The sequence below is a fragment of the Vogesella alkaliphila genome (assembly GCF_014652475.1).
GTDB classification, from domain to species: domain Bacteria; phylum Pseudomonadota; class Gammaproteobacteria; order Burkholderiales; family Chromobacteriaceae; genus Vogesella; species Vogesella alkaliphila.
Window position 1 is genome coordinate 1 of sequence record NZ_BMYW01000012.1, and the last position, 24442, is coordinate 24442.

The following is a 24442-nucleotide window of genomic DNA, read 5'->3' on the forward strand; positions in this document are numbered from 1 at the left end:
ACGGTGATGTCACCGCTGGCGGTGTCGCTCTCGCCGAAGAAGATGGTCGGGATGTCGTCGTCCAGAATGGTGGCCACCGCGCTGTCACTGTAACTGGCGCCGCCACTGCTCAGGGTGGCACTCAGGGTAAAGGTCTCGTTGGCCTCGTCCACGCTGTCACCGACGGTGGTGGTGCGCACCAGCAGCTGGCTGGCCCCGGCGCTGATCGGGATGGCGCCGGTGTAATCATTCCAGCTGATCCCGCCGTCGGTACTGTACTGGAAGCCAGTGGCGGCGTAGTCGGCCGGCGATAAGGCCGAGCCATTGCCAAAGACCAGCACCAGGCTGCTGCCGGCGGCGGCCCCGGTGATGCTGACGCCAAATTCGGCATCCTTGCCCTCTTCAACGCTGACATCACCGGTCGCGATACCGGGCTGGCCCACCTGGACGGTCGGGGTTGGCGGAACGGGCACCGCATCACCAGTGGTGGCCTGTTGCAACGGCGGGTTGCCGCCGTCCAGGCCAAGATCCAGCGACAGCGGGCTGATGCCCTCGGCCACGCGGCCGATACGGGTGAAGGAGTTGCCACCATCCTCGCCGCCGCCCGCCGCCAGGCCGGCTGCCGCGGCCTCCAGCCCTTGCAACGGGTCCTGGCCGCGCTCCAGCGCCGCCAGTGCCTGTTCAGCCTCCGGACTGAGGGTGGCGATGGCCGCATCGGTGGCATCGCCGGAGGCGGTATTGAACACGTCATCGGTGATGGTGAGGTCGCGGGCTTCGGCGATACGCACGATATTGCCGCTGGCCGACTGCAGCTCGATCACGCCGTCGGCGGGGATGATCAGGCGTTCGCCGGTCACCACGATGTCGCCCAGTTTCAGGATGCGCTCGGTGCCGTCCGGCGCGATGGCGATGATCTTGCCGATGATGGCGACGACCTTGCCCTGGGCGATGTTGGTAGCGGTAGCCATGATAAAACCCCCACACTCGTTGTTGATGCTCTAGTTGTAGAGCGGAGCGTGGGGGCCAGCTATGGTACCGAAGGGAGGTGTACGAAAGGGCAGGCGCGTCAGCCGGACAGCTTCAGCAGCAGCTGCACCCGATCCGGCACCCCCAGCTTGCCGAAAATGGCGGTGAGGTGCGCCTTGACCGTGCGTTCGGAGATGTCCATGTCGCGGGCGATCTGCTTGTTGCTCTTGCCCTCGCGCAGATGACCGACCACGTCGCGTTCGCGCTCGGTCAGCTGCGCCAGCAGCGGGCTGTCGGCGCGGGCGACCTGCCCGAAACGGGCACACAGTTGCTGCATCAGGCCGACACCGACCCAGATGCCATCCGCCGCCACCACCGCGCTGACCTGCCGCAGCGTTTCCGGCTGCGAGAAGGCATGGAGGAAACCCGCCGCCCCGGCCCCCAACCACTGCACCGCCTGGCGGTCGGATGGCGTGCTGCTCAGCACGACCACGCGGGCGCGGCCGAAATCGCCGCGGCACAGCCGGCCCAGCAGCGCCTCATCCTGGTTGTCGGCATCCACCCACACCACGCCCTGAACGCAGCGCTGCGGGTACTCGGCCAGCGCCGACAGGGAGTGGTGCACTTCCAGCTCGCGGTCCAGTGCCGCCTGCAAGTGTTGCTGCAAGGAGGGGCTGCTGGTGAAGAGTAGTGTCGGCATGTCAGCGCTCGCTCAGGGCTTGGGCTTTGGCACGAAGCACCGGTTTCAGAAGGTAGTTCAGCACGCTCTTGTGCCCGGTGATGATGTCGACTTCCGCCACCATGCCGGGAATGATCGGCAGTTTCTTCTCGCTCAGGTGTGCGGCATCGGTCTTGACCTTCACCACGTAGTAGGTGTTGCCCTTGTCGTCGGTGATGGAGTCGGCGCCGATCTGATGCAGCTTGCCCTTGAGACCGCCGTAGATGGTGGAATCATAGGCGGTAAAGCGGACAAATACCGGCTGTCCCGGATGCAGGAAGGCGATATCGCGCGGCGATACCTTGGCCTCGATCAGCAACGAGTCGTCCAGCGGCACGATCTCGAGGATGTCGCGCCCTGGCTGCACCACGCCACCGACGGTATTGACCAGCAGGCGCTTGACCTCGCCGCGCACCGGCGAGCGGATCTCGGTCAGGTTGACCTTGTCCTGCAGCGCGGCACTGCCGGCGCCGAGCGTGCTCAGCTTGGCCAGCGTTTCCGACAGCTCGGTACTGGCCTGGTTGCGGAACGCCAGCTCCACCTCCTGGATCTTGCGGTTGGCCTCGCCGATCGCGGACTGGATCTTCGGCACCTGCGCATTGGCCATGTCGCGTTCGCCGCGATAGCGCGACACATCGCGCTCCAGCCGCAGCACGTCGACCTCGGACACCGCGCCGGATTTCAGTAACGGCCGCGTCACCGTCAGCTCGCGCATGGTCAGTTCCAGCCCCTGGTTGGCCTGTTCGCGCCGTGCGCGCGCCTCGTTCAGCTCCTCGGTGCGCTGCGCCAGCTGCTGGCGGGCGATAGAGACGTTGGCGTCCAGTTCCATGCGCTTGGACTGGTAGAGGTCCATCTCCTGACGCGCGATTTCCGGCGCCTGGCTGGTCACCTCCTGCGGCAGCGAGAACGGCTTGCCTTCGGCCAGTGCCCGCAGCCGCGAGGCCTTGGCCTGCAGCGACAGCACCTGCGACTGGTTCTCGTTGAGCGAGGACACGAAGCGGGTGTTGTCGACCTGCAGCAACAGTTGGCCGCGTTCGACGATATCGCCCTCCTTCACCAGGATCTTGGACACCACGCCACCGTCCAGGCTCTGCAGATGCTGGATCTGGCTGGTCGGCACCACCTTGCCCTCGCCGCGCGCCACTTCGTCGAGCGTGGCGAACGCCGACCATAGCAGCGCCGACACCAGGAACAGGCCGATCACCCAGATGAACATGCGTGGTCGCTGCGGGTTCTGCTCCAGAATCGCCCACTCGGCGTCGGCGGCAAAATCCTGGCGGTCCTGCAGGTCTTCCGCCGTGGTCCAGTCCAGCACGCGGCGCACCAGCGGGCTGCGTTTGGCCTGCGAGTTTTCCCACAGCTTGCTGATCAGTTTTTTCATACTTGTGCCCTTCCGATCTTGCCTTGTTGCAGGGCCTGAACCACCTCAGCCTTCGGACCGTCCGCCAGGATGCGGCCCTGGTCGATCACGATGATGCGATCCGCCAGATCCAGCAGCGCGGTGTGGTGCGTCACCAGCACCATGGTCTTGCCCGGCATGATCTTCTCGAAGGTGCGCTTCATCGCCGCCTCGGTACTGTGGTCCATATTGCTGGTCGGTTCGTCCAGCAGCATGATGGGCGGGGCGTTCAGCAGCGCGCGGGCGATGGTGATCGCCTTGCGCTGGCCGCCGGACAGCGATTCGCCACGCTCGCCGATCACCATGTCGAAGCCTTCCGGATGGCTGTTGACGAACTCGCTCAGCCCGGCCAGGTCCGCCGCGGCGGCGATACTGGCGTCGTGCACGTGCGGCTGCCCCATGCTGATGTTCTGGCGCAGCGTGCCGTAGAACAGCACCGGCTCCTGCGACACGTAGCCGACGTTGCGGCGCAACTCGGCCGGATCGATCTGGCGCAGGTCGACCCCGTCAATGCGGGTCGAGCCCTGCTGCGGCTGGTACAGGCCCATGATCAGCTTCTGGATGGTGGACTTGCCGGAGCCGACGCGGCCGAGGATGGCCACCTTCTCGCCGGCCCGGATGCGGAACGACACGTTGTGCAACGCGCCCAGCGGGCTGTTGGGATAGGTGAACGACACGTTGGAGAACTCGATGTCGCCGTTGAAGTGGGTGCGGTGGAAGAAGGTGGCTTCTTCCTCGCGCTCCACCGGCATTTTCATCAGCCCTTCCAGCGAGTCCAGCGACGACTTGGCGTTGTTGAACTGCGTCATCAGCCCGGCCACGGCGCCCATCGGCGCGATGGCGCGGCCGGCCAGCATGGTGCAGGCGATCAGGCCGCCGACCGAGGTCTGCCCTTCCTTGATCAGGTAGACGCCGATGATGATGATCGACACCGACATCAGCTGCTGGATGAAGCCGGCGAAGTTCATGGTCACCGCCGACAGGAACTTGAGGCGGCTGCCGACCTGTGCCAGGAACAGCGTCGCCTTCTCCCAGCGTCCCTGCAGCACGCCTTCGGCGCCGAGGGTCTTGATGGTTTCTAGGCCGACCAGGCTTTCCACCAGGTGGGCATTGCGCTGCGACGAGGCGCGGAAGGTGGTCTCAGTCAGTTCCTGCATCTGGCCCTGCACCGTGAACGCCAGCATCAGCATCAGCAGGATCGCCACCAGCGGCGGCAACACCATCCACGGCGAGATCCAGAAGATCACGAACACGAACAGCAGCGCGAACGGCACGTCCACCAGCGTGGTCACGGTGGCGGAGGCGATGAAGTCGCGCACCGTCTCGAAGGCGCGAAGGTTGGCCGCAAAGGCGCCGACCGAGGCCGGGCGCGCCTCCATGCGGATGCCGAGCACGCGCTCCATGATCAGCGCCGACAGCATCACGTCCACCCGCTTGCTGGCCAGGTCGATCAGGTAGCCGCGGGTCAGCTTGAGGATGAAGTCGAACACAAGGATCAGCAGTACCCCCAGCCCCAGCACCCACAGCGTGTCGAACGCCATATTGGGGACCACGCGGTCGTACACGTTCATCGAGAACAGCGGGAAGACCAGCGCGAACACGTTGACGAAGAAGGCGGCGATCAGCGCGTCGCGGTACAGCGGACGCCCCTGCAGGATCGCGTGCCAGAACCAGTGCTGGGTGCGCGCCTTGTTCAGCTCCGGCACCCGCTTGTCGAAGCGGAAGCGCGGCTTGACCACGATGGCCAGCCCGCTGTAGCGCGCGGCCAGCTCGCTGCCGTTGAGCACCTGCACCGCTTCCGGCAGTTCGGCCGGGCTGATGTAGTAATTGCCGTCGGCGTCGATCTCGCGCAGCAGGCAGGCGTCATTGCCGTTGAGCAGCAGTACCGCCGGCAACAGCGCCGCCGGTAGCTCGTTCAGCGGCTTGCGCAGCACCCGCGACACCAGGCCGGCGCGCCGCGCCGCGCGCGAGAACATCGCCGGGGTCAGCCGCTGCTCTTCCAGCGGAATGCCGGCGATCAGCGAGTCGCGGGTGGTGGTGATGCCGTGCTGCCGGGTCAGCTCGAACAAGCAGTCCAGCAGGGGATCCAGATGGGTGGCGCGTTGCGAAATATCCGCCTGGGCGCCTTTGTGTTCCTGATTATTCATATGCGGTCTTCGTCAAGGCATCGCCTTTGGGTCTTCGTGGGCAACGAAAGCTGCGCCCGGCGCTCACGCGCGGCACCATTATTATCACGGCATGGCAAACTTGCAAATATCTTTTGATTGATTATAAACAAACAGTTGCAATTGAACACCACGTGCGGCACCAATAACAAAAGCCAGCTTACAGGAAGCTGGCTTTTTTCTGCACAAAACCCGGTTTCAGGCCTGCCGTAAACGGATCGCCCTGACAAAAAGCACGACACTGGCGAAATAGCACACCGTCAGCAGCACCTCGACCAGTGCCAGCGTTTGCGACAGACCACTATCCGACCAGGCGCGCATCACGCCCTCGGCAAAAAAGGCGAGGATGAACATGCTGGACCACTGGTAGGTGTAGACCCGCTGGCGCAGCACCCCCATCAGCGGCAGCAACAGCAGCACCGCCTTCAGCACCAGGAAGGAGCCGCCGGGACGCAGCGGCGCCAGCACCAGCTCCCACGCCAGGCTGAGCAGGATCAGCGCGATCAGGCTGCACACCGCACCCCAGTGGAACAGGCGGGCATTAGTCATGGCTCACCTCCGCCTGGCGACCGGTCAGCACCGCTATCAGGATGCCGGCCTCGTACAGCAGCCACAGCGGCACCGCCATCATGATCTGCGACAGCACGTCCGGCGGTGTCACCACCGCGGCGATGACGAAGGCACCGACAATCACGTAGGGACGGCCTTCGCGCAGCTGCGCCAGGCTGACCACGCCCATGCGATGCAGCACGATCACCACGATCGGCACCTCGAAGGTCACGCCGAAGGCGACGAACATGCCGAGCACGAAGGACAGGTATTTGTCGATGTCGGTCATCATCGACACCCCTTCCGGCGTCACCGCGCTCATGAAACCGAACACCACCGGGAACACCGCGAAGTAGGCAAAGGCCATGCCGACAAAGAACAGCAGCACGCTGGAGATCACCAGCGGCAGTATCAGCCGCTTCTCGTGGTTGTAGAGGCCGGGCGCGACAAAGGCCCAGATCTGGTACATGGTATTGGGCAGCGACAGCAGGAAGGCAACCAGCATGGTGACCTTGACCGGCACGAAGAACGGCGCGGTCACGTCGGTGGCAATCATGTTGGTGCCAGCCGGCAGCGCGTCCAGCATCGGCTTGGCCAGCAGGTGGTAGATGTCGCCGGACCAGTGGAACAGCGCCAGGAAGCACACCACGATGCCAAGCGTAATGCGCACCACGCGGCTGCGCAGCTCTATCAGGTGCGCGAGCAAAGGTTGTTGATCGCTCATTCGCGCACTTTGACCACAGGGTTGTCCGGCTGCGCCGTGGGCGGCGCAGTATTGAAAAGATCCAGCTGGTTATCGTCTGCGACCGGCGGCGTGACGGCCGCACGGTTGTCGTCCGCAGGCCCGGCCGGCGGGGCGATCTGGCGTGCCGCCTCGTCCAGCAGCTCGCCGGCTTCCTGCTCCACCGCCTGCGCCGTCTGCCCGATCTGCTGCGACAGCTCGCGCACGCCGGCGACTTCGCTCTCGATCTGGCTGCGGAAGGCGTCGGCCGCCTGCTGCACGTCCTGCTTCAGGTCGTCGAAACCGGCCATCTGGCTGTGCTGATGGATGTCGGACTTGACGCTGGCGACAAAACGCTGCGCGCGGCCAACCAGCGCACCGATGGTACGGGCGACGGTCGGCAGCCGTTCCGGCCCCAGGACGATCAGGGCCACCAGGCCGACAATCAGCAGTTCGCCGAAGCTGATATCAAACACGCGGCTTACTTCTTGTTGTCTTGGTCGACATCAATCACGCGACCGCCCTGCTCCGGCTTGTCGCCTTCCTCGCCCTTCATGCCTTCCTTGAAGCCCTTGACGGCACCGCCCAGGTCCTGGCCGATATTGCGCAATTTCTTGGTGCCGAACACCAGTACCACCACCAACAGAACGATCAGCCAGTGCCAGATGCTAAAAGAACCCATGACCACTACCTCAATGTTGAACGGACGCGCTGCGTCGCATGGTTATTTGTTGCCGTAGACGTGTACGTGCAGGTGGAACACTTCCTGGCCGCCGCCGCGACCGGTGTTGATCGCGGTCTTGAAGCCGCGCGCCAGGCCCTGCTCGGCGGCCAGCTTCGGCACCAGCAGCATCAGCTTGCCCAGCATCGCCGCGTCGTCGGCGCCGCAGTGCGCCAGCGACTCGACGTGCCGTTTCGGCACCAGCAGGAAGTGCACATCGCCGGCCGGCTTGATGTCGTGGAAGGCCACCACGTCGTCGTCTTCGTATACCTTGTTGGCCGGGATGTCGCCGGCCGCAATCTTACAGAAAATACAATCGCTCATGTCTACTCTCTCTGCCTCAGGACTGCGGGTTGCGCGCGGCTTTCTCGTCGAGGCCGGAGATGCCCTCGCGGCGCTTCAGCTCCACCAGCACGTCTTCCGGACGCAGGCCGTGATGCGCCAGCAGCACCATGGAGTGGAACCACAGGTCGGCCACCTCGCGCACCAGATGCAGGCGGTCCTTGTCCTTGGACGCCATCAGCACCTCGGCCGCCTCTTCCGCCACTTTCTTCAGGATCGCATCCTCGCCCTTGTGGAACAGCGAGGCCACGTAGGACGAGCTGGGGCTGGATTCCTTGCGGGCTTCCAGCGTGTCACCAATGTGCTGTAATACGTCAGCGGCAATCATGTCCATCCTTTCAAACCGTCAGCGCGGCCAGTATATGTCGATTCTGTGACAATTCGATAACAAGGCGTAGCAGGGGCAACCCTTGCCCTGCGGCTCAGTGCTGATGCCCGCCGTAGATGGCGTGCGGATCCTTGAGCACCGCGTCGGTGACCTGCCACTCGCCGTCGCGCAGCACGCGGTAGAAGCAGCTTTCGCGGCCGGTATGGCAGGCGATGCCGCCGGCCTGTTCGATCTGCATGGTGATCACGTCGCCATCGCAGTCGAGGCGCAGTTCCTTCACCGTCTGCAGGTGGCCGGACTCCTCGCCCTTTTTCCACAGCTTCTGGCGCGAGCGCGTCCAGTAGTGGGCAATGCCGGTTTCTGCGGTCAGTTTCAGCGACTCGCGGTTCATGTAGGCCACCATCAGCACGCGGCCCGTGTTGGCGTCCTGGGCGATGGCCACCACCAGCCCCTTGTCGTCCCACTTCACTTCGTCCAGCCAGTTCGGAGCAGTCATTGCGGCCAACCTTTACAAACGCACTTCGATGCCGGCGGCGCGCATCGCTTCTTTCGCCTGACGCACCGTGTACTCGCCGAAATGGAAGATGCTGGCGGCCAGCACCGCGTCGGCCTTGCCCAGCGTCACGCCTTCCACCAGATGCTGCAGGTTGCCGACGCCACCGGAGGCGATCACCGGCACCGGCACCGCGTCCGACACCGCCCGCGTCAACGGCAGGTTGAAGCCGATCTTGGTGCCGTCGCGGTCCATGCTGGTGAGCAGGATCTCGCCGGCGCCGTATTCCGCCATCTTCACCGCCCACTCCACCGCGTCCAGCCCGGTGGCCTTGCGCCCGCCGTGGGTGAAGATCTCCCAGCGGTCGTTGGCCGGCGACACCGCCTTGGCGTCGACCGCCACCACGATGCACTGGCTGCCGAACTTGTCGGCGGCCTCGCGCACCAGGTCGGGGTTGGTGATCGCCGCGGTGTTGATGCTGACCTTGTCGGCGCCGGCGTTGAGCAGGCGGCGGATATCGGCCACCTGGCGCACGCCGCCACCGACGGTGAGCGGGATGAAGACCTGCTCGGCCACCGACTCGATCACGTTGAGGATCAGGTCGCGGTCGTCGGAACTGGCGGTAATGTCGAGGAAGGTCAGCTCGTCGGCGCCCTGCTCGTTATAGCGCTTGGCGATCTCGACCGGATCGCCGGCGTCGCGCAGGCCGACAAAATTGATGCCCTTGACCACGCGACCGGCGGTCACGTCCAGGCAGGGGATGATGCGTTTGGCTAGAGACATGGTGTTCTGTACTGAAGGTTGGCCGCAAGCGCTTGCGGCCAACCCTGGAGATGATTGCAAACTGCCTCAGGCTTCGGACAGTTCGTCGGCCAGATCCTGCGCGGCGGCAAAATCGATGCTGCCTTCGTAGATGGCGCGGCCAGTAATGGCGCCCTCGATGCCTTCGCCCTCCACCGCGCACAGGTTGCGCACGTCGTCGAGATTGGTCAGGCCGCCGGAGGCGATCACCGGGATGGTCAGTGCCTGCGCCAGCTTGACGGTGGCGTCGATGTTGACGCCGTTCATCATGCCGTCGCGGCCGATGTCGGTGTAGATCACCGAGTTCACGCCGTAGTCCTCGAAGCGCTTGGCCAGATCGATCACGTTATGGTTGGTGACCTTGGCCCAGCCATCGATGGCGACCATGCCGTCCTTGGCGTCGAGGCCGACGATCACCTGGCCGGGGAAGGCGTCGCAGGCGTCGTGCAGGAAGCCAGGGTTCTTCACCGCGGCGGTGCCGATGATCACGTACTTCAGGCCCAGATCGAAGTACTTCTCGATGGTATCCAGATCGCGAATGCCGCCGCCGAGCTGCACCGGCATGTCGTCGCCGACCGCGCCGAGAATGTCGCGGATCACCGACAGGTTCTTCGGCTTGCCGGCAAAGGCACCGTTCAGATCCACCAGATGCAGGCGGCGCGCGCCCTGGTCACGCCAGTGCAGCGCGACCTTGACCGGGTCGTCGGAAAAAACGGTGGCGTCGTCCATCACGCCCTGTTTCAGGCGTACGCATTGACCATCCTTGAGGTCGATAGCAGGTATCAGCAGCATGGTGCGAACAGAATCTTCGGTAAGTTAAACAGTGCCATCCCAGGCCAAGAAATTCTTCATCATCTGAAGTCCGGCGCGATGGCTCTTTTCGGTGTGGAATTGGGTGGCAAAGATATTGCCACGTCCGACGATACAGGAAAACCGGTCGGGGTACTCGCTTTGTGCCAGCGTCAGCTGCGGGTCCTGCGGTGCGAAGTGGTAACTGTGCACAAAATAGAAGCGCTCGCCGTCTTCGATGCCGGCGAACAGCGGGTGCGGCACGGTCTGGAACACGCGGTTCCAGCCCATGTGCGGCACTTTCAGGCGCTCGCCCTGCGCGTCGCGCAGGTTGGCCGCAAAGCGTTTGACCTCGCCCTTGAAGATGCCAAGGCCGGGGGTGTCGCCCTCCTCGCTGCGCTCGAACAGCAGCTGGGCGCCGACGCAGATGCCGAAGAACGGCTTGGTCTGCGTGGTCTCGCGTACCGCCTCGGCCAGGCCGTGCGCGTTCAGTTCGCGCATGCAGTCCGGCATCGCGCCCTGGCCGGGGAACACCACCTTGTCCGCCTTCACCACCCGCTCCGGATCGGAGGTCAGGAAGATGTCGGCGCCGATGTCGTTGACGCTCTGCACGGACTTCAGCACCGAGTGCAGATTGCCCATGCCGTAATCGATGACGGCTACCTTCATGCTGTCAGCGTCCCCTTGGTGGACGGCGTCTGGCCGGCCATGCGCTCGTCGAACTCCACCGCCATGCGCAGCGCGCGGCCGAAGGCCTTGAACACCGTCTCCGCCTGGTGGTGGCTGTTCACGCCGCGCAGGTTGTCGATGTGCAGCGTCACCATGCTGTGGTTGACGAAGCCGTGGAAGAATTCGCTGAACAGGTCGACGTCGAAACCGCCGATGGCGGCGCGGGTGAACGGGATGTGGTACTGCAGGCCCGGGCGGCCGGACAGGTCGATCACCACGCGGCTCAGCGCCTCGTCCAGCGGCACGTAGGCGTGGCCGTAGCGGCGGATGCCCTTCTTGTCGCCGATGGCCTTGGCGAAGGCCTGACCCAGCGTGATGCCGATGTCTTCGACGGTGTGGTGGGCGTCGATGTGCAGGTCGCCGCGCGCGCTGATGTCGAGGTCGATCAGGCCGTGGCGGGCGATCTGGTCCATCATGTGGTCGAGGAACGGGACGCCGGTGTCGAAGCGGCCGACGCCGCTGCCGTCGAGATTGACGGTGGCGGTGATCTGGGTTTCCAGGGTGTTGCGGGTAACGGTAGCGGTGCGCATGGTGGCTCAGGCAAAGTAGGTGGTGATCGCGGCCAGGACCGCGGTGTTTTCGTCCGGGCTGCCGACGGTCAGGCGCAGGCAGTTGGCCAGCAGCGGATGGTAGCCGTGCAGGTTTTTCACCAGGATGCGCGCCTCTTTCAGCGCGGCGAACAGCGCCGGCGCGTCCGGCACGCGCACGGTGAGGAAGTTGGCCTCCGACGGGAACACCTTCAGCTGCGGCATCGCGCCCAGCGCTGCGGCCAACCTTTCGCGTTCGCGTCGCAGTTCCGCCGCCTGCGCGTCGAAGACCTCGATGTGGCGCAACGCGAACTTGGCGGCGGCCTGGGTCAGCACGTTGATGTTGTACGGCGGGCGCACCTTGTCCAGCTGCGCGATCACCTCCGGGTGACCGGCGGCGTAGCCCAGACGCAACCCGGCGAGGCCGAGCTTGGACAGCGTGCGCATCACGATCAGGCGCTCGTGGCTGCCGGCCAGATCCATGAACGTGTCGTCGGCAAACGCCTGGTAGGCCTCGTCGACCACCACCAGCCCCGGTGCGGCATCGAGAATCGCCTGCACCTCGGCGCGGGCAAAACGCGGCCCGGTCGGGTTGTTGGGGTAGGACACGAACACCACCGCCGGCTGTTCGCTGGCGATGGCGGCCAGCGTGGCCGGCAGATCGAGGCTGAAGTCGGCGGCCAGCGGCACGCCGACGTAGCGCACGCGCGAGAACTGCGCGTTGAGCCTGTACATCACGAAGGACGGCTCCAGCGCCAGCACCACGGTGTCGGGGGCGGCCAGTGCCTGGGTGATCAGGGTGATGATTTCGTCGGAGCCGTTGCCGAGGACGACGTCGGCGGCGGCAGGGATGGCGAAGGCAGCCTTGAGCTGATCCTTCAACCCGTCGCCGTGCGGATCGGGGTAGCGGTTGAGGGCGACATCGGCCAGGGTCTGGCCCAGTTCGCTGCGCAGCGGCTCCGGCAGGCGGTACGGGTTTTCCATGGCGTCCAGCTTGATGAAGCCGGCGGCATCGGCAACGTGGTAGGCCTGCATGGCCAGCACGTCGGGGCGGAACAGTTGCTGTATAGACATTTTATTCGACATTTCGTTACCGGCGGCGCCGGATGGAACTGCCGGCATAGCCCGACACAATCAATTCACAAGACTTTCATCCTACCTGTTTTGGCAGGGGGCGCCTAGCGCCGCGGCCGCTTTTCTGCGGCGGTGCAGCAGCGCGGCGGCGCCGCGCCATGACATGAAAATGGCCAGCAGTGCTGGCCATGACAAAGCAGGGTCGGGTCGCCGTGCGCTCAGTCGCCGGCCGGGTCCAGCCGCAGCTCGGCGGCACGGGCGTGGGCGGTCAGCCCCTCGCCGTGGGCCAGCACGCTGGCGATCTGGCCCAGCTTCTGCGCGCCGGCGTGCGACACGCGGATCAGGCTGCTGCGCTTCTGGAAGTCGTACACGCCCAGCGGGCTGGCAAAGCGCGCGGTGCGGCTGGTGGGCAGCACGTGGTTGGGGCCGGCGCAGTAGTCGCCCAAGCTCTCCGAGGTGAAGCGGCCCATGAAGATGGCGCCGGCGTGGCGCAGCTTGTCCAGCCACGCTTCCGGCTGCGCCACCGACAGCTCCAGGTGCTCCGGCGCGATGTAGTTGGAGATGGCGCAGGCTTCGTCCAGATCGCGCACCTCGATCAGCGCGCCACGGTTGCCCAGGCTGGCCTCGATGATGGCGCGGCGCGGCATGGTGGGCAGCAACTTCGCGATGCTGGCTTCCACCTTGGCGATGTAGTCGGCCGACGGGCACAGCAGGATGGCCTGCGCGATCTCGTCGTGCTCGGCCTGGCTGAACAGGTCCATCGCGATCCAGTCCGGATCGGTGTCGCCGTCGCAGATCACCAGGATCTCGGACGGGCCGGCCACCATGTCGATGCCGACCACGCCGAACACGCGGCGCTTGGCGGCGGCCACGTAGGCATTGCCCGGGCCGGTGATCTTGTCCACCTGCGGCACGCTCTCGGTGCCGTAGGCCAGCGCGGCGACGGCCTGCGCGCCGCCACAGGTGAACACCTTGTCCACGCCGGCGATGTAGGCGGCGGCCAGCACCAGGTCGTTCTGTTCGCCATTCGGCGTCGGCACCACCATGATGATCTCGCCGACGCCGGCCACCTTGGCCGGCAGCGCGTTCATCAGCACCGAGCTGGGATAGGCGGCCTTGCCGCCCGGCACGTAGATGCCGACGCGGTCCAGCGGCGTCACCTGCTGGCCCAGCAGGGTGCCGTCCTCGTCCTCGTAGCTCCACGAGTGCGCCAGCTGCTTCTCGTGATAGCGGCGCACGCGCTCGGCGGCGGCTTCCAGCGCGGTGCGCACGTGCGCCGGCAGGCGGGCGTGCGCGGCCTGCAGCTGCTCGCGGCTCAGCGTCAGCGCCGCCATGTCGGCCACGCTCATGCGGTCGAAACGGTTGGTGTACTCCACCACCGCCGCATCGCCACGGGCTTTCACGTCGTCGCAGATGGCGGCCACGGCGGCATCGACCGCCGGGTCCTGCGCGGTTTCAAAGGCCAGCAGCGCCTTGAGGCGGGCGTCGAAATCGGCTTGGGAGGAAGACAGGCGTTGCATGGTTACGGCTCCATAGGCTTGCGGCCAACCTCAAGGTTGGCCGCAACGGGCATAGGCTTACTGCGACACCGCGCCGGCGAAGGCGTCCAGCACCGGCTGGATGGTGTCGTACTTGAGTTTGAGCGCGGCCTGGTTCACCACCAGTCGCGAGCTGATGTCGATGATCTGTTCCACCGCCTGCAGGTTGTTGGCTTTCAGCGTGCTGCCGGTGGACACCAGATCGACGATGGCGTCGGCGAGGCCGACCAGCGGTGCCAGTTCCATCGAGCCGTACAGCTTGATGATGTCGACGTGCACGCCCTTGGCGGCGAAATGCTCGCGCGCGATCTGCGGGTACTTGGTGGCGATCTTCAGGCGCGCGCCGTGCTTGACCGCGGCGTCGTAGTCGAAGCCGTTTTCCACCGCCACCATCATCTTGCACTTGGCGATGTTCAGGTCCAGCGGCTGGTACAGGCCGGCACCGCCGTGCTCGATCAGCACGTCGCGGCCGGCGATGCCCAGATCGGCGGCGCCGTACTGCACGTAGGTCGGCACGTCGGAGGCGCGCACGATCACCAGGCGCACGTCGGGACGGTTGGTGCCGATGATCAGCTTGCGCGACGACTCCGGGGCTTCGGCGGGTTCGATGCCGGCAGCGGCCAGCAGCGGCAGGGTTTCTTCAAAAATGCGGCCCTTCGAGAGGGCAATGGTCAGGGTCATGATATTGATGCGTTGCAATAATGGGGATCAGCGTACCAGAGCCCGGCGCTCTCGCTCAAGGTTGGCCACGTAACGTTGCACCATGGTTTCGCGCGGGGTGTTCATATTGGTGAAGCAGCACCCGGCGCGGATGCTTTCCTGGCCGTTTTTATGCTGAACCGGAATCAGGTGGCGGATTTCCAGCTGCACCTGCAGCACGCCGAACGGCTTCAGCTCGATCGACACCTGGTAGAGGTCGCCGAGGTGGAACTTGGCCGCCTGTGCCGTGGACAGCACCAGCGCGGCACCGCCGAGGCTGATGTCGGCCAGCGGCAGCGCCAGCTCGCCGGCGGGATGGTCCAGGAACTGGCACAGCACCGGGTTGGCGATCGGGGTGGGAATGCGGAAGAACTCGCGGCGCTGCAGCTTGATCACCTGCTCCGGCAGGTCCACCTCGAAGGCGTCGCCCCCCTGGAAGCTGATGCGGCGCGGCTGGCCGGTGGTGAACTGGGTTTTGACCCCGGCCGGCGAACAGACGTAGATGTTGCGCTCGCTCTCCAGGAACAGCTTGTTGGCGTGCTCGTTGGCGCCCCAGTCCAGCACCATGGTGCGGGCAGCGTTGTCCAGCGCCAGGATGCGGGTCAGGATGAAGGATTTTCCCTTGTTGGAAAATACCGTCACCATCTGCCCCTGCTGCACGATGCCGCGCAGGTGATGCACCACTTCAGCCGCACTGGTCAGCGTGTATTTGCTCAGGTCTATGCTGGGCGAGGTGCTGCCACTGGCGGCACCGGGCGTGAGGTCATCGGTCACGGTTACGACGTCCGGAATGCGGTAGTAAGGGATACAACGGTCACTACGCAGTTTAACCCAATAAGGCCTTTACATCATGGGCGATATCGCTGGCCGGCGTGGCGTAGGGCAAATACACGCGCAACTTGCCGTCCCGGTCGAACAGATAGCTGCCGGCGCTGTGATCGACGGTGTAGCCGCCACTCGCCGCCGGCTGGCGCTGGGCGACGACCTTGAAGTGGCCGGCCACGGCGGCGACTTCCGCCTCGCTGCCGGTCAGGCCGAGAAAACGCCGGTCGAAATGCGGAATGTAGCCGGCCAGCACCGCCGGCGTATCGCGCTGCGGGTCGACGCTGACGAACAGCACCTGCAGCCGCTCGCCGTCGGCGCCCAGCTGCTTCGCCGCCTGGGCGAACTCCAGCATGGTGGTCGGGCACACGTCCGGGCAGTGGGTATAGCCGAAGAACAGCGCCACCACCTTGCCCTTGAACTCGTCCAGCGAGTGGCGCTTGCCGTCGTGACCGGTGAGGGTGAACGGCTGGCCGAAGCTGGCGCCGCCGATGTCGGTGCCCTTGAACGCCGGCGGCGGTGCGCCATTACAGGCGGCCAATCCGGTCATCAGGGCAACAAGCAGCAGCAAGCGTACAAGCAGGGGCATGGGGTCATCCACTCAGGGGCAGGAAAAAGACGCGGTCGAGCAGCAGGGCGGCGAACAGCCAGGTCAGGAACTGGATCGACCAGCGGAAGCAGCGCCGCGCGGAGTCGTCAGCATAATGACGGTGCAGGCGGGCGGCAAGCTGCACGAAGCGCGCGTTGAGCAGCAGGATGGCCAGCAGGTACACCGCCCCCGCCGCCTGCAGCGCCAGCGGCAGCAGGGTCACCGCCGCCAGCAGCACGGTGTAGAGCAGGATGGACAGCGTGGTGAACGGCTGGCCGTGGGTCAGCGGCAGCATCGGCAGGCCGGCACGGGCGTAGTCGTCGCGGCGGTACAGCGCCAGCGCCCAGAAGTGCGGCGGCGTCCAGGTGTAGATGATCAGGAACAGCACCATCGCCATCGCGCTGACCTCGCCGGTCATCGCCGCCCAGCCGAGGATGGGCGGCATCGCGCCGCTGGCGCCGCCGATCACGATGTTCTGCGGCGTGTTCGGCTTCAGCAGCAGGGTGTAGACGATGGCGTAGCCGGCAAAGGTGGCCAGCGTCAGCCACGCGGTCAGCGCGTTGACCAGCGCGATCAGCAGCGCCATGCCCAGCCCCAGCGCGGCCAGCGCCACCACGAGCGTCTCGGCCATTCCCAGCTCGCCGCTGGCGGTGGCGCGGCGCGCGGTGCGGCGCATGCGCGCGTCGATGGTGCGCTCCACCAGGCAGTTGATCATCGCCGCGGCACCGGCCACCAGCGCGATGCCGAGCGTGGCGGCCAGCATGCGGCCGGGGCCGGGCCAGCCCGGCACCGCCAGCACCATGCCGATCACGGCGCAAAACACGATCAGCGCCACCACTTTCGGTTTCGCCAGCTGCCACAGGGCAGCGGCATGACGACGCAGGGAGGGGGCGGTCAGGGCAGTCATCGTGTTCTCCTCGGGGCGGGGTCCAGCGACAGCAGGAGCAGCGTGGCGACGATCAGCAGCAGCATGGCGCCGGCGTTGTGCGCCACCGCCAGTGCCAGCGGCAGCTGCAACAGCACATTGCCGGCGCCTAGCGCCAGCTGCAGCAGCCAGCTGCCCAGCAGCAGGCACAGTAGCGGTCGCAATGGCGGCTGGCGCCACAGCCGCAGCACCAGCCACAGCAGCAGCAGCGACACCAGCGCGGCGCCCAGCCGGTGCGCCCAGTGCATGGCCAGCAGGTGGCTGCCCAGCAGCGGCGCGCCGTCCGGGCCTTCGCCCAGCTCGCGCAGCAGATGGAAGGCGCCGCGCCACTGCGCGTCCGGCCACCACGCGCCGTTGCAGGCCGGGAAGCCCTGGCAGGCCAGCGCCGCGTAATTGCTCGACACCCAGCCGCCGAGCGCGATCTGCAGCAGCAGCAGCAAGGGCAGCAACAGCGCCAGCGCGAAGCTGGCCGCCCCCACCGCATGGCGCTGCGGCAGGCGCCGCTGCCACCAGCAGCAGGCGGCCAGCAGCGCCGCCAGCGTCATGCCGCCCAGCAGGTGGGCGCTGACGATGGCCGGTTTCAGCAGCAGGGTGACGGTCCACATTCCCAGCGCGCCCTGCACGCACACCAGCAACAGCAGCAGCGCCGCCCAGCCGCGCAGCCGGCGCTGGCGCCAGGCCAGCACGTTCAGCGCCAGCAGCAGCAGGCCGAGGCTGGCGGCGAGATAGCGGTGGCTCATTTCCTTCCACGCCTTGGCCATGCTCACCGGACCGTCGGGGTTGGCCGCATGCTGCTCCTGGATCAGCGGCGCCGCGTGCAGCGGCGACAGCCGGCCGTAGCAGCCCGGCCAGTCCGGACAACCAAGACCGGCATCCGACAGCCGCACGTACGCCCCCAGCGGCACCACGATGCACACCAGCAACAAGGCCAGCCATAGCACGCGTCTCATCCTGCCCCCTTCCCTGCCCGTGCCGGCACGGACAGCCGTTGCCGCGGCCACTTCAGCCGAGGCTGTTATTGTTTTTCAGCACACTGCGGATTTCCCTGATCACCGCCGCCGGCGCGGCGCCATCCGGGTAGAACAGCACGCCGTTGCCGTGCGGGTCCACCAGGTAGAAACCGTCCTGGCGCAGCCCGGCCTCGGCCTGCTGGCGCCGCACCAGCCGCGCGGCGGCCTCGCCCTGCGCGGTGTGGATCTGGCGCATCGCAAAGCGGCGCCGCTCGCAGGCCGGGTTGCAGTTGGCGGCGGCGTCGAGCAGCACCCAGCGCCCTTGCGGCCAACCTGGCTGCCGCGCCTGCGGCAGCGGTGTCGCCAGCAGCTGGCCGTAGCTCTTGCCGCCGGCCGGCGGCAGCCAGCGGTACGACAGCCACGACGCCAGCACCGGCAGCGCGCACAGCAGCGCAATCAGCAGCAACTTAATCCGTCCGCGATCCCGAGCGTTCATCCCGTCCCCTCCTCTGCACGATCCATGCTCCTGTAATCAGGCATAGCCCAAGCAGCAGCCATTGCAAGGCATAGGCATAGTGGCGCTGCGGATCGAACGGCGGCCGCACCGGCCACGGTGCCAGCGGCGGCAGGGTCACATCCAGCACCAGCAGGCCGTCGTGCAGCCGCCCCGGCAGGCGCCGCGCCAGTGCCGCCCAGTCCAGCGCATCGACCTCGCCGCGGTCCGCCACCCGCGCGCCAGACAGCAGATAGGGCTGCGGTCGCGGCAGCCAGTAGCCCTGCAGCCGCAACGGCGGCAGCGGGATGCGCACATAGGCCGCCGGCCCGCGCAGCCAGCCGCGATCGACCACCACCCAGCTGCCGTCGGGCAGCTGCACCGGCTGCCAGATGCGGATGCCGCTGGCACCGCCGAGCAGGGCATTGGCGACGCGGATCTCCGGCTCGCTGCCGCGCACCTGCAGCCAGGCACGCTGGCCGGCCGGTGCCGTGCTGGCGGCCAGTGCGGCCAACGGCTGCGGCGCCTGCCGCAGATTGAATTCATGGTGGGCCAGCTGCGCCTGCCGTTGCTGGCCACGCTGCCACTGCCACAGCGCCAGCAGGAAAGGCAGCAGCGCCAGCAACCACAGCAGCCACGCCAGCCGCAGCCGGCCACGCTGGCGGCGAAAGCCGGCGCGGCTGCTAGACTGGATTACACCCGCCGGAGGACATGTCATGAAGATTGCCGCCATCACCCTGCTGTTGCTGATCATGCTGACCCTGGCCTTTGCCCTGCGCAGCGTCAGCCGTGGCGACACGCCGCGCCAGACCGTCAAGGCGCTGACCCTGCGCGTGGCGCTGTCGCTGGGGCTGTTCCTGCTGCTGATGGCCGGCGGCATGCTTGGCTGGTGGCTGCCGCACGGGCGCTGACGCCTCCTGCCGCTACAGCCAGTACACGAACACGAACAGGATCAGCCACACCACGTCGACAAAGTGCCAGTACCACGCCGCGGCCTCGAAGGCGAAGTGGTGCTCGGCATTGAAATGCCCGCGCAGCACCCGCAGCCACACCACCGCCAGCATGATGGCACCCAGCAGCACGTGCAGGCCGTGAAAGCCGGTGAGCATGAAGAAGGTCATGCCGTAGGCGCCGGAGGCCAGCGACAGGCCCAGCTCGTTCATCGCGTGCGCGTACTCGTAGATCTGCAGCCCGAGAAACAGCGCGCCCAGCACCACCGTCAGCCCGAGACCGAACACCAGCCGCCACCGCTGGCCGGACAGCAGCCCCCAGTGCGCCCAGGTCAGCGTGGCGCCGGACGACAGCAGGATCAGGGTATTGACCGCCGGCAGCCCCCACGGCCCCATCGCCTGGTAAGGGGCGCTGATGCCGGGGCCGGTGGCCAGCGGCCAGCTGGCGGCAAAGCCGGGGTACAGCAGCTGGTGCTGCTCGTTGCCCAGCTCCGGCACCGAGATGGTCCGCACGTAGAACAGCGCGCCGAAGAAGGCGGCGAAGAACATCACCTCGGAAAAGATGAACCAGCTCATGCCCCAGCGGAACGAGGCATCCTCGCGCCGCTGGTAACGGCCGGCCAGGCTTTCGCGGATCACGTCCCCAAACCAGCCGAACAGCATCCACAGCAGGATCAGTACCCCCAGCAGCAGGCCGAACTTGCCGGCGGCGATGCCGTTGACGGTGAAGGATGCCCCCAGCCCCAGCGCAAACAGCGCCACCGCGCCGATGATCGGCCAGCGCGACGGATCGGGCACGAAATAGTGGTGCGACGTGTCGTTATGCATGATTCCTCCGTCCGCTCAGGGCGCCGTCAGCCAGCTGACCAGCAACAGCAGGCCGCCGACAAACAGCGCCACCAGAATGATCGCCGCCGCGATGAGGTCGGCGAAGCGCAACTGGCGGTCAACGTTGGCCGCACGGCCGCGCCGCACGCCGAAGAAGGCGGCCAGCACAGCAGCCAGGGCGCGCAGCGGCCTCATGATCGCCCCGGCACATCGAACACGGTGTAGGCCAGCGTGATGCTGTCGAGGCCGGCCGGCACGTTCTTGTCGACCACGAACACCACCGGAAAGCGCCGGGTCTCGCCCGGTGCAAACGCCTGCTGCGCAAAGCAGAAGCAGTCCAGCTTCTTCACGTACTCCGCCGCCGCCGCCGGCAGGTAACGCGGAATCGCCTGACCGACGACCTGGCGGTTGCTGGCATTGGTGATCTCGTAGTCGACTCGCACGAACTCGCCCGGCACCGCGCGCAGCGTGCGCGTCAGCGGCCGCACCTGCCACGGTAGCCCCGGCTGCACCGTGGCATCGAAGGTCAGCAGTACCGGCGCCAGCGGCGTTGCGGCCAACCTTTGGCTGCCGACCTCGTCCGGCCGCTGCAGGCTGCCCAGCCCGGTCAGGCGGCACAGCGCGTCGTAGACCGGGATCAGCCCCCAGGCGAACACGAACATCACGCAGGCCAGCAGCAGCAGCTTCAGCAGCAGCAGGCGGTTGTCGTGCAGGGTGGCGGGCGGCTTGTCCATGTCAGTGGTGCTTTCCGCCGTGCATGGCGTCGATGCGGCCGTTCTCGCCGACTTCCAGATCCGGCGCCTCGACGAAGCTGTGATACGGCGCCGGGGTGGCGATCTGCCACTCCAGGGTGTCGGCGCCTTCCCACGGCCTGGCCGCGGCCGGCTTGCCGTGGCGCAGGCTGTGCAGCATGTTGGCAAAGAAGATCAACTGCCCCAGCCCGAAGCAGAAGGCGCCGACGCTGGCCAGGGTGTTGAAGTCGGTGAACTGCATGTTGTAGTCGGGAATGCGGCGCGGCATGCCGGCGAGGCCGAGGAAGTGCATCGGGAAGAAGGTCACGTTGAACCACAGCAGCGACCACCAGAAGTGAAACTTGCCCCAGGACTCCGAGTACATGCGCCCGGTCATCTTCGGGAACCAGTAGTACACCGCGGCGAACAGGCTGAACAGCGCGCCGGCCACCAGCACGTAGTGGAAGTGCGCCACCACGTAGTAGGTGTCCTGCAGCTGGATGTCGATGGCGGCGATGCTCAGCGTCACCCCGGACAGGCCGCCGACGGTAAACAGGCAGATGAAGCCGATGGCGAACAGCATCGGCGTCTCGAAGCTCATGCTGCCCTGCCACATGGTGCCGATCCAGTTGAACACCTTCACCCCGGTCGGCACCGCGATCAGCATCGTCGCGTACATGAAGAACAGCTGCGCGGTGGCCGGCATGCCGGTGGTGAACATGTGGTGCGCCCACACCATGAAGCTGAGGATGGCGATGGAGCTGGTGGCGTACACCATCGAGGTGTAGCCGAACAGCGGCTTGCGGCTGAAGGTGGGGATGATGTGGCTGACGATGCCGAAGGCCGGCAGCGCCATGATGTAGACCTCGGGGTGGCCGAAGAACCAGAAGATGTGCTGGTACAGCACCGGGTCGCCACCACCGGCGGCATTGAAGAAGTGGGTGCCGAAGTGGCGGTCGGTCAGCACCATGGTCACCACCCCGGCCAGCACCGGCATCACCGCGATGATCAGGTAGGCGGTGATCAGGCTGGCCCAGGCGAACATCGGCATCTTCATCATCGTCATCCCCGGCGCGCGCAGGTTGAGGATGGTGACGATGATGTTGATCGAGCCCATGATCGAGCTGACGCCCATGATGTGGATGGCGAAGATGGTCAGGTCCATGCCCATGCCCATCTGGGTGGACAAGGGCGCGTACAGCGTCCAGCCCGCCGCCGCCGCCCCGCCCGGCACCGCGAACGAGATCAGCAGCAGCAAGGCCGCCGGCGGCAGCAGCCAGAAGCTCCAGTTGTTCATGCGCGCAAACGCCATGTCCGGCGCGCCTATCATCAGCGGCAGCATCCAGTTGGCCAGCCCGGTGAACGCCGGCATGATGGCGCCGAACACCATGATCAGCCCGTGCAGGGTGGTGAACTGGTTGAACAGCTCCGGCTGCCAGAACTGCAGCCCGGGGCGGAACAGCTCGGCGCGGATGCACAGCGCCAGCACGCCGCCGAAGATGAACATGCTGAACGCGAACCACAGGTACAGCGAGCCGATGTCCTTGTGGTTGGTGGCGAACAGCCAGCGGGTGATGCCGCTTGGCTTGGCGTGGTGGCCGTGCGCGGTGTCGTGCGCCGGCTGCAGTGCACTGTCGATCGCAGTCATGCCCTCTCCCCCTTACGCTTTGCCGCCGCGGGCAGCCTTGATGTCCTTGGGCTGCACCACGTCGCCGGTGTGATTGCCCCACGCATTGCGCTCGTAGGTGATCACCGCCGCAATATCGGTATCCGACAGCTGCTTGCCCCAGGCCGCCATCGCGGCATTCTTCTTGCTGCCGTTAAGCACGATGTCGATGTGGCCGGGCTTGTCCTTGGTCGCCATCGCCGAGCCGTCCAGCGCCGGGAAGGCGCCGGGGATGCCCTTGCCGTTGGCCTGGTGGCAGGCGACGCAGTTCTGCGCGTACACCTTCTCGCCACGCGCCATCAGCTCGGCCAGTGGCCAGACCTTGTTCGGATCCTCAAGGTTGGCCGCAGCGGTTTTTTGTCTTGCGGCCAACCATGCCTGGTAATCGGCCGGCGCCCTGGCCTCGACCACGATGGGCATGAAGCCGTGATCCTTGCCGCACAGTTCGGCGCACTGGCCGCGATAGGTGCCGGGGCGATCGACCTTGAACCAGACATCACGCACGAAGCCCGGGATCGCGTCCTGTTTCACCCCCAGCTGCGGCACCCACCAGGCGTGAATCACGTCGTTGGCGGTCAGCAGCAGCCGCACCTTGGTGCCGGTCGGCACCACCAGCGGCTCGTCGACCTCCAGCAGGTAGTGCTCGCCTCGGTCGGCCACCTGCCGGATGGCGCTCTGTGGCGTGGACAGATGGCTCATGAAGGCGACGCCGTCGTCGAGGTAGTCGTAGTGCCACTTCCACTGGTAGCCGGTGACCTTGATGGTCAGCTCGGCGCCGGCACTGCTCTTCTGCTGCAGGATCAGCCGCGTCGCCGGCCACGCCATCGCCACCAGGATCAGGAGCGGAATCAGCGTCCAGATGATCTCGACGGTGGTGTTTTCGTGGAAGTGTTTCGCCTGATGGCCGGCGGCTTTGCGGTGGCGCAGGATGGCCCAGAACATCACGCCGAAGACCAGAACGAAGATGCCGCCGGTGATGTACAGCAGCAGCATGTGCAGATCGTAGATATCCTGCGCGACGCCGGTGACCGGCGGCGGCAGGTTGACACCGGCCGCCAGCACGGCAGACGACCAGCCGGTGAACAGTAACAGGACGCGACGACTGGCCATGGCGTCTTCCCCAAGTAAAGTCTCGTGTTGGCCGGAAACCCGGTCGCTGGCCGCAGTCTGTGCCGCAGCGCTTTATCGAGAATAGGAAGATCAGCCGATAAAACAAGTATTTATCATGGTGCAGCGCCGCAAACCGGCGCCGCAGCTCAGGCCGCCGCCGCCTCGTAAGGCAGGCTCAGCAGCGGCTCGCCCAGCGCGCGCACAAGCGTCGCCAGATTGTCATCAAAGGCCAGCTGCGCCGGCACCACGCGGTTGGCGACCCAACCTGCGAGGGTGCAGCCGCTGGCGCGGATCGCCTGCGCCGTCAGCAGCGCGTGGTTGATGCAGCCCAACTTCATGCCCACCACCAGGATCACCGGCAGCTGCAACTGCTGCGCCAGGCCCTGCATGTCCAGCGTGTCCGACAGCGGCGCCAGCCAGCCGCCGGCGCCCTCCACCAGCACCACGTCGGCATCTGCGGCCAAGCTTTGGTAGTGCGCGACGATCCGCGCCGGGTCTATCGTCACGCCGACGTCGCGCGCGGCGATGTGCGGCGACACCGGCGGCAGGAAGCGGTACGGATTCATCAGCGCCAGATCGGTCTGGCCGGTGGCCGCCACCAGCCGTGCCACGTCGTCGTTGTGCCAGCTGCCGTCCGGCAGGATGTCGCAGCCGGAGGCCACCGGCTTCATCGCCAGCACGCGCTTACCCTGCGCCTGCCAGTGGCGGATCAGCTTCACCGCGCTGTGGGTCTTGCCGATCTCGGTATCGGTGCCGGTAATGAAATAGCCTTGTGCCATGGGCAGTGTCCTTGTGGAAAGCTCCGCCTGCAGATGCGGCCAAACCGGAAAATGAAAAGAC

31 protein-coding genes are annotated in these 24442 nt (G+C 66.2%); 1 reads left to right on the plus strand and 30 read right to left on the minus strand.

All coding sequences use genetic code 11. The annotated features are described in order from the left end of the window. From IE100_RS14500 to IE100_RS14615, 24 genes are all read right to left on the minus strand, one after another. The coding region (locus IE100_RS14500; protein WP_189375091.1) for a retention module-containing protein at positions 1–947 on the minus strand (947 nt) is incomplete at its 3' end. A 98-nt stretch (positions 948–1045) separates the two neighbouring features. Beyond that, positions 1046–1645 (minus strand): LuxR C-terminal-related transcriptional regulator, encoded by a 600-nt coding sequence (locus tag IE100_RS14505; RefSeq protein ID WP_189375093.1) that lies wholly within the window; start codon positions 1643–1645, stop codon positions 1046–1048. Between the two features lies 1 nt (position 1646). Then, positions 1647–3044 carry an HlyD family type I secretion periplasmic adaptor subunit gene (locus tag IE100_RS14510; RefSeq protein WP_189375095.1) on the minus strand — a complete coding sequence of 466 codons (1398 nt, stop codon included), beginning with the start codon at positions 3042–3044 and terminating at the stop codon, positions 1647–1649. Continuing rightward, complete coding sequence (locus IE100_RS14515; protein ID WP_189375097.1) at positions 3041–5209, minus strand: type I secretion system permease/ATPase; 2169 nt, start codon at positions 5207–5209, stop codon at positions 3041–3043. Before IE100_RS14515 ends, IE100_RS14510 begins: the two co-directional genes overlap by 4 nt. A gap of 216 nt (positions 5210–5425) precedes the next feature. Continuing rightward, complete coding sequence (locus IE100_RS14520; RefSeq protein ID WP_189375099.1) at positions 5426–5776, minus strand: DUF2069 domain-containing protein; 351 nt, start codon at positions 5774–5776, stop codon at positions 5426–5428. Beyond that, positions 5769–6500, minus strand: a complete 732-nt coding sequence (gene tatC / locus IE100_RS14525) for a twin-arginine translocase subunit TatC (protein WP_189375101.1) — start codon at positions 6498–6500, stop codon at positions 5769–5771. The genes IE100_RS14520 and tatC overlap by 8 nt, the downstream gene beginning before the upstream one ends. Further along, complete coding sequence (gene tatB, locus IE100_RS16620; protein ID WP_373295306.1) at positions 6497–6973, minus strand: Sec-independent protein translocase protein TatB; 477 nt, start codon at positions 6971–6973, stop codon at positions 6497–6499. The genes tatC and tatB overlap by 4 nt, the downstream gene beginning before the upstream one ends. 5 nt (positions 6974–6978) lie before the next feature. Continuing rightward, a complete protein-coding gene (tatA, locus tag IE100_RS14535; RefSeq protein ID WP_189375102.1) occupies positions 6979–7179 on the minus strand; it encodes a Sec-independent protein translocase subunit TatA in 201 nt (66 codons plus the stop codon). Positions 7180–7221: 42 nt separating this feature from the next. Continuing rightward, positions 7222–7542 carry a histidine triad nucleotide-binding protein gene (locus IE100_RS14540; RefSeq protein ID WP_189375104.1) on the minus strand — a complete coding sequence of 107 codons (321 nt, stop codon included), beginning with the start codon at positions 7540–7542 and terminating at the stop codon, positions 7222–7224. 16 nt (positions 7543–7558) lie between these two features. Then, positions 7559–7888, minus strand: coding sequence for a phosphoribosyl-ATP diphosphatase (locus tag IE100_RS14545; RefSeq protein ID WP_189375106.1), 330 nt, complete (start codon positions 7886–7888; stop codon positions 7559–7561). A gap of 94 nt (positions 7889–7982) precedes the next feature. Then, positions 7983–8384, minus strand: coding sequence for a phosphoribosyl-AMP cyclohydrolase (gene hisI / locus IE100_RS14550; protein ID WP_189375108.1), 402 nt, complete (start codon positions 8382–8384; stop codon positions 7983–7985). Between the two features lie 12 nt (positions 8385–8396). Continuing rightward, entirely contained in the window at positions 8397–9164 is a 768-nt protein-coding gene (hisF, locus tag IE100_RS14555; RefSeq protein WP_189375110.1) for an imidazole glycerol phosphate synthase subunit HisF, read from the minus strand. A 66-nt stretch (positions 9165–9230) separates the two neighbouring features. Continuing rightward, entirely contained in the window at positions 9231–9974 is a 744-nt protein-coding gene (hisA, locus tag IE100_RS14560; RefSeq protein ID WP_189375111.1) for a 1-(5-phosphoribosyl)-5-[(5-phosphoribosylamino)methylideneamino]imidazole-4-carboxamide isomerase, read from the minus strand. A gap of 24 nt (positions 9975–9998) precedes the next feature. Then, a complete protein-coding gene (hisH, locus tag IE100_RS14565) occupies positions 9999–10640 on the minus strand; it encodes an imidazole glycerol phosphate synthase subunit HisH (protein ID WP_189375113.1) in 642 nt (213 codons plus the stop codon). Beyond that, positions 10637–11230: an imidazoleglycerol-phosphate dehydratase HisB gene (gene hisB / locus IE100_RS14570; protein ID WP_189375115.1), complete on the minus strand. Its 594-nt coding sequence runs from the start codon at positions 11228–11230 to the stop codon at positions 10637–10639. The genes hisH and hisB overlap by 4 nt, the downstream gene beginning before the upstream one ends. Before the next feature lie 6 nt (positions 11231–11236). Then, a complete protein-coding gene (gene hisC / locus IE100_RS14575; protein ID WP_229800402.1) occupies positions 11237–12301 on the minus strand; it encodes a histidinol-phosphate transaminase in 1065 nt (354 codons plus the stop codon). A 218-nt stretch (positions 12302–12519) separates the two neighbouring features. Beyond that, a complete protein-coding gene (hisD, locus tag IE100_RS14580) occupies positions 12520–13821 on the minus strand; it encodes a histidinol dehydrogenase (RefSeq protein WP_189375119.1) in 1302 nt (433 codons plus the stop codon). 57 nt (positions 13822–13878) lie between these two features. Beyond that, entirely contained in the window at positions 13879–14520 is a 642-nt protein-coding gene (gene hisG / locus IE100_RS14585) for an ATP phosphoribosyltransferase (RefSeq protein WP_189375121.1), read from the minus strand. Between the two features lie 27 nt (positions 14521–14547). Beyond that, positions 14548–15312, minus strand: coding sequence for a flagellar brake protein (locus IE100_RS14590; protein ID WP_229800403.1), 765 nt, complete (start codon positions 15310–15312; stop codon positions 14548–14550). Between the two features lie 52 nt (positions 15313–15364). Continuing rightward, a complete protein-coding gene (locus IE100_RS14595) occupies positions 15365–15949 on the minus strand; it encodes an SCO family protein (RefSeq protein WP_189375122.1) in 585 nt (194 codons plus the stop codon). Positions 15950–15953: 4 nt separating this feature from the next. Then, positions 15954–16856: a heme o synthase gene (locus IE100_RS14600; protein WP_189375124.1), complete on the minus strand. Its 903-nt coding sequence runs from the start codon at positions 16854–16856 to the stop codon at positions 15954–15956. Beyond that, entirely contained in the window at positions 16853–17824 is a 972-nt protein-coding gene (locus IE100_RS14605) for a COX15/CtaA family protein (RefSeq protein WP_189375126.1), read from the minus strand. The genes IE100_RS14600 and IE100_RS14605 overlap by 4 nt, the downstream gene beginning before the upstream one ends. A gap of 52 nt (positions 17825–17876) precedes the next feature. After that, positions 17877–18320: a hypothetical protein gene (locus tag IE100_RS14610; protein WP_189375127.1), complete on the minus strand. Its 444-nt coding sequence runs from the start codon at positions 18318–18320 to the stop codon at positions 17877–17879. Next, entirely contained in the window at positions 18292–19035 is a 744-nt protein-coding gene (locus IE100_RS14615; RefSeq protein ID WP_189375129.1) for an SURF1 family cytochrome oxidase biogenesis protein, read from the minus strand. The genes IE100_RS14610 and IE100_RS14615 overlap by 29 nt, the downstream gene beginning before the upstream one ends. On the opposite strand from IE100_RS14615, the gene IE100_RS14620 reads away from it, so the two are divergent. Further along, positions 19034–19228: a DUF2909 family protein gene (locus IE100_RS14620; protein ID WP_189375131.1), complete on the plus strand. Its 195-nt coding sequence runs from the start codon at positions 19034–19036 to the stop codon at positions 19226–19228. The genes IE100_RS14615 and IE100_RS14620 overlap by 2 nt on opposite strands. 12 nt (positions 19229–19240) lie before the next feature. On the opposite strand, the gene IE100_RS14625 is transcribed toward IE100_RS14620, so the two are convergent. From IE100_RS14625 to bioD, 6 genes are all read right to left on the minus strand, one after another. Continuing rightward, positions 19241–20095, minus strand: a complete 855-nt coding sequence (locus IE100_RS14625) for a cytochrome c oxidase subunit 3 (RefSeq protein ID WP_189353778.1) — start codon at positions 20093–20095, stop codon at positions 19241–19243. 15 nt (positions 20096–20110) lie between these two features. After that, complete coding sequence (locus IE100_RS14630) at positions 20111–20290, minus strand: DUF2970 domain-containing protein (protein WP_189353779.1); 180 nt, start codon at positions 20288–20290, stop codon at positions 20111–20113. Beyond that, positions 20287–20829, minus strand: coding sequence for a cytochrome c oxidase assembly protein (locus tag IE100_RS14635; protein ID WP_047968089.1), 543 nt, complete (start codon positions 20827–20829; stop codon positions 20287–20289). The genes IE100_RS14630 and IE100_RS14635 overlap by 4 nt, the downstream gene beginning before the upstream one ends. Position 20830: 1 nt before the next feature. After that, positions 20831–22474 carry a cytochrome c oxidase subunit I gene (gene ctaD, locus IE100_RS14640; protein WP_189375132.1) on the minus strand — a complete coding sequence of 548 codons (1644 nt, stop codon included), beginning with the start codon at positions 22472–22474 and terminating at the stop codon, positions 20831–20833. Between the two features lie 12 nt (positions 22475–22486). Continuing rightward, positions 22487–23602: a cytochrome c oxidase subunit II gene (coxB, locus tag IE100_RS14645; protein WP_189375135.1), complete on the minus strand. Its 1116-nt coding sequence runs from the start codon at positions 23600–23602 to the stop codon at positions 22487–22489. Positions 23603–23748: 146 nt separating this feature from the next. Further along, complete coding sequence (gene bioD / locus IE100_RS14650; RefSeq protein ID WP_189375137.1) at positions 23749–24381, minus strand: dethiobiotin synthase; 633 nt, start codon at positions 24379–24381, stop codon at positions 23749–23751. Between the last annotated feature and the right edge of the window lie 61 nt (positions 24382–24442).

What these genes read in the sequence shown, in the direction of transcription:
- IE100_RS14505 (WP_189375093.1), bottom strand. Translation starts at nt 1,645, where the DNA reads ATGCCGACACTACTCTTCACCAGCAGCCCCTCCTTGCAGCAACACTTG.
- IE100_RS14510 (WP_189375095.1), bottom strand. Translation starts at nt 3,044, where the DNA reads ATGAAAAAACTGATCAGCAAGCTGTGGGAAAACTCGCAGGCCAAACGC.
- IE100_RS14515 (WP_189375097.1), bottom strand. Translation starts at nt 5,209, where the DNA reads ATGAATAATCAGGAACACAAAGGCGCCCAGGCGGATATTTCGCAACGC.
- IE100_RS14520 (WP_189375099.1), bottom strand. Translation starts at nt 5,776, where the DNA reads ATGACTAATGCCCGCCTGTTCCACTGGGGTGCGGTGTGCAGCCTGATC.
- tatC (WP_189375101.1), bottom strand. Translation starts at nt 6,500, where the DNA reads ATGAGCGATCAACAACCTTTGCTCGCGCACCTGATAGAGCTGCGCAGC.
- tatA (WP_189375102.1), bottom strand. Translation starts at nt 7,179, where the DNA reads ATGGGTTCTTTTAGCATCTGGCACTGGCTGATCGTTCTGTTGGTGGTG.
- IE100_RS14540 (WP_189375104.1), bottom strand. Translation starts at nt 7,542, where the DNA reads ATGAGCGATTGTATTTTCTGTAAGATTGCGGCCGGCGACATCCCGGCC.
- IE100_RS14545 (WP_189375106.1), bottom strand. Translation starts at nt 7,888, where the DNA reads ATGATTGCCGCTGACGTATTACAGCACATTGGTGACACGCTGGAAGCC.
- hisI (WP_189375108.1), bottom strand. Translation starts at nt 8,384, where the DNA reads ATGACTGCTCCGAACTGGCTGGACGAAGTGAAGTGGGACGACAAGGGG.
- hisF (WP_189375110.1), bottom strand. Translation starts at nt 9,164, where the DNA reads ATGTCTCTAGCCAAACGCATCATCCCCTGCCTGGACGTGACCGCCGGT.
- hisA (WP_189375111.1), bottom strand. Translation starts at nt 9,974, where the DNA reads ATGCTGCTGATACCTGCTATCGACCTCAAGGATGGTCAATGCGTACGC.
- hisH (WP_189375113.1), bottom strand. Translation starts at nt 10,640, where the DNA reads ATGAAGGTAGCCGTCATCGATTACGGCATGGGCAATCTGCACTCGGTG.
- hisB (WP_189375115.1), bottom strand. Translation starts at nt 11,230, where the DNA reads ATGCGCACCGCTACCGTTACCCGCAACACCCTGGAAACCCAGATCACC.
- hisC (WP_229800402.1), bottom strand. Translation starts at nt 12,301, where the DNA reads ATGTCTATACAGCAACTGTTCCGCCCCGACGTGCTGGCCATGCAGGCC.
- hisD (WP_189375119.1), bottom strand. Translation starts at nt 13,821, where the DNA reads ATGCAACGCCTGTCTTCCTCCCAAGCCGATTTCGACGCCCGCCTCAAG.
- hisG (WP_189375121.1), bottom strand. Translation starts at nt 14,520, where the DNA reads ATGACCCTGACCATTGCCCTCTCGAAGGGCCGCATTTTTGAAGAAACC.
- IE100_RS14595 (WP_189375122.1), bottom strand. Translation starts at nt 15,949, where the DNA reads ATGCCCCTGCTTGTACGCTTGCTGCTGCTTGTTGCCCTGATGACCGGA.
- IE100_RS14600 (WP_189375124.1), bottom strand. Translation starts at nt 16,856, where the DNA reads ATGACTGCCCTGACCGCCCCCTCCCTGCGTCGTCATGCCGCTGCCCTG.
- IE100_RS14605 (WP_189375126.1), bottom strand. Translation starts at nt 17,824, where the DNA reads ATGAGACGCGTGCTATGGCTGGCCTTGTTGCTGGTGTGCATCGTGGTG.
- IE100_RS14610 (WP_189375127.1), bottom strand. Translation starts at nt 18,320, where the DNA reads ATGAACGCTCGGGATCGCGGACGGATTAAGTTGCTGCTGATTGCGCTG.
- IE100_RS14620 (WP_189375131.1), top strand. Translation starts at nt 19,034, where the DNA reads ATGAAGATTGCCGCCATCACCCTGCTGTTGCTGATCATGCTGACCCTG.
- IE100_RS14615 (WP_189375129.1), bottom strand. Translation starts at nt 19,035, where the DNA reads ATGACATGTCCTCCGGCGGGTGTAATCCAGTCTAGCAGCCGCGCCGGC.
- IE100_RS14625 (WP_189353778.1), bottom strand. Translation starts at nt 20,095, where the DNA reads ATGCATAACGACACGTCGCACCACTATTTCGTGCCCGATCCGTCGCGC.
- IE100_RS14630 (WP_189353779.1), bottom strand. Translation starts at nt 20,290, where the DNA reads ATGAGGCCGCTGCGCGCCCTGGCTGCTGTGCTGGCCGCCTTCTTCGGC.
- IE100_RS14635 (WP_047968089.1), bottom strand. Translation starts at nt 20,829, where the DNA reads ATGGACAAGCCGCCCGCCACCCTGCACGACAACCGCCTGCTGCTGCTG.
- ctaD (WP_189375132.1), bottom strand. Translation starts at nt 22,474, where the DNA reads ATGACTGCGATCGACAGTGCACTGCAGCCGGCGCACGACACCGCGCAC.
- coxB (WP_189375135.1), bottom strand. Translation starts at nt 23,602, where the DNA reads ATGGCCAGTCGTCGCGTCCTGTTACTGTTCACCGGCTGGTCGTCTGCC.
- bioD (WP_189375137.1), bottom strand. Translation starts at nt 24,381, where the DNA reads ATGGCACAAGGCTATTTCATTACCGGCACCGATACCGAGATCGGCAAG.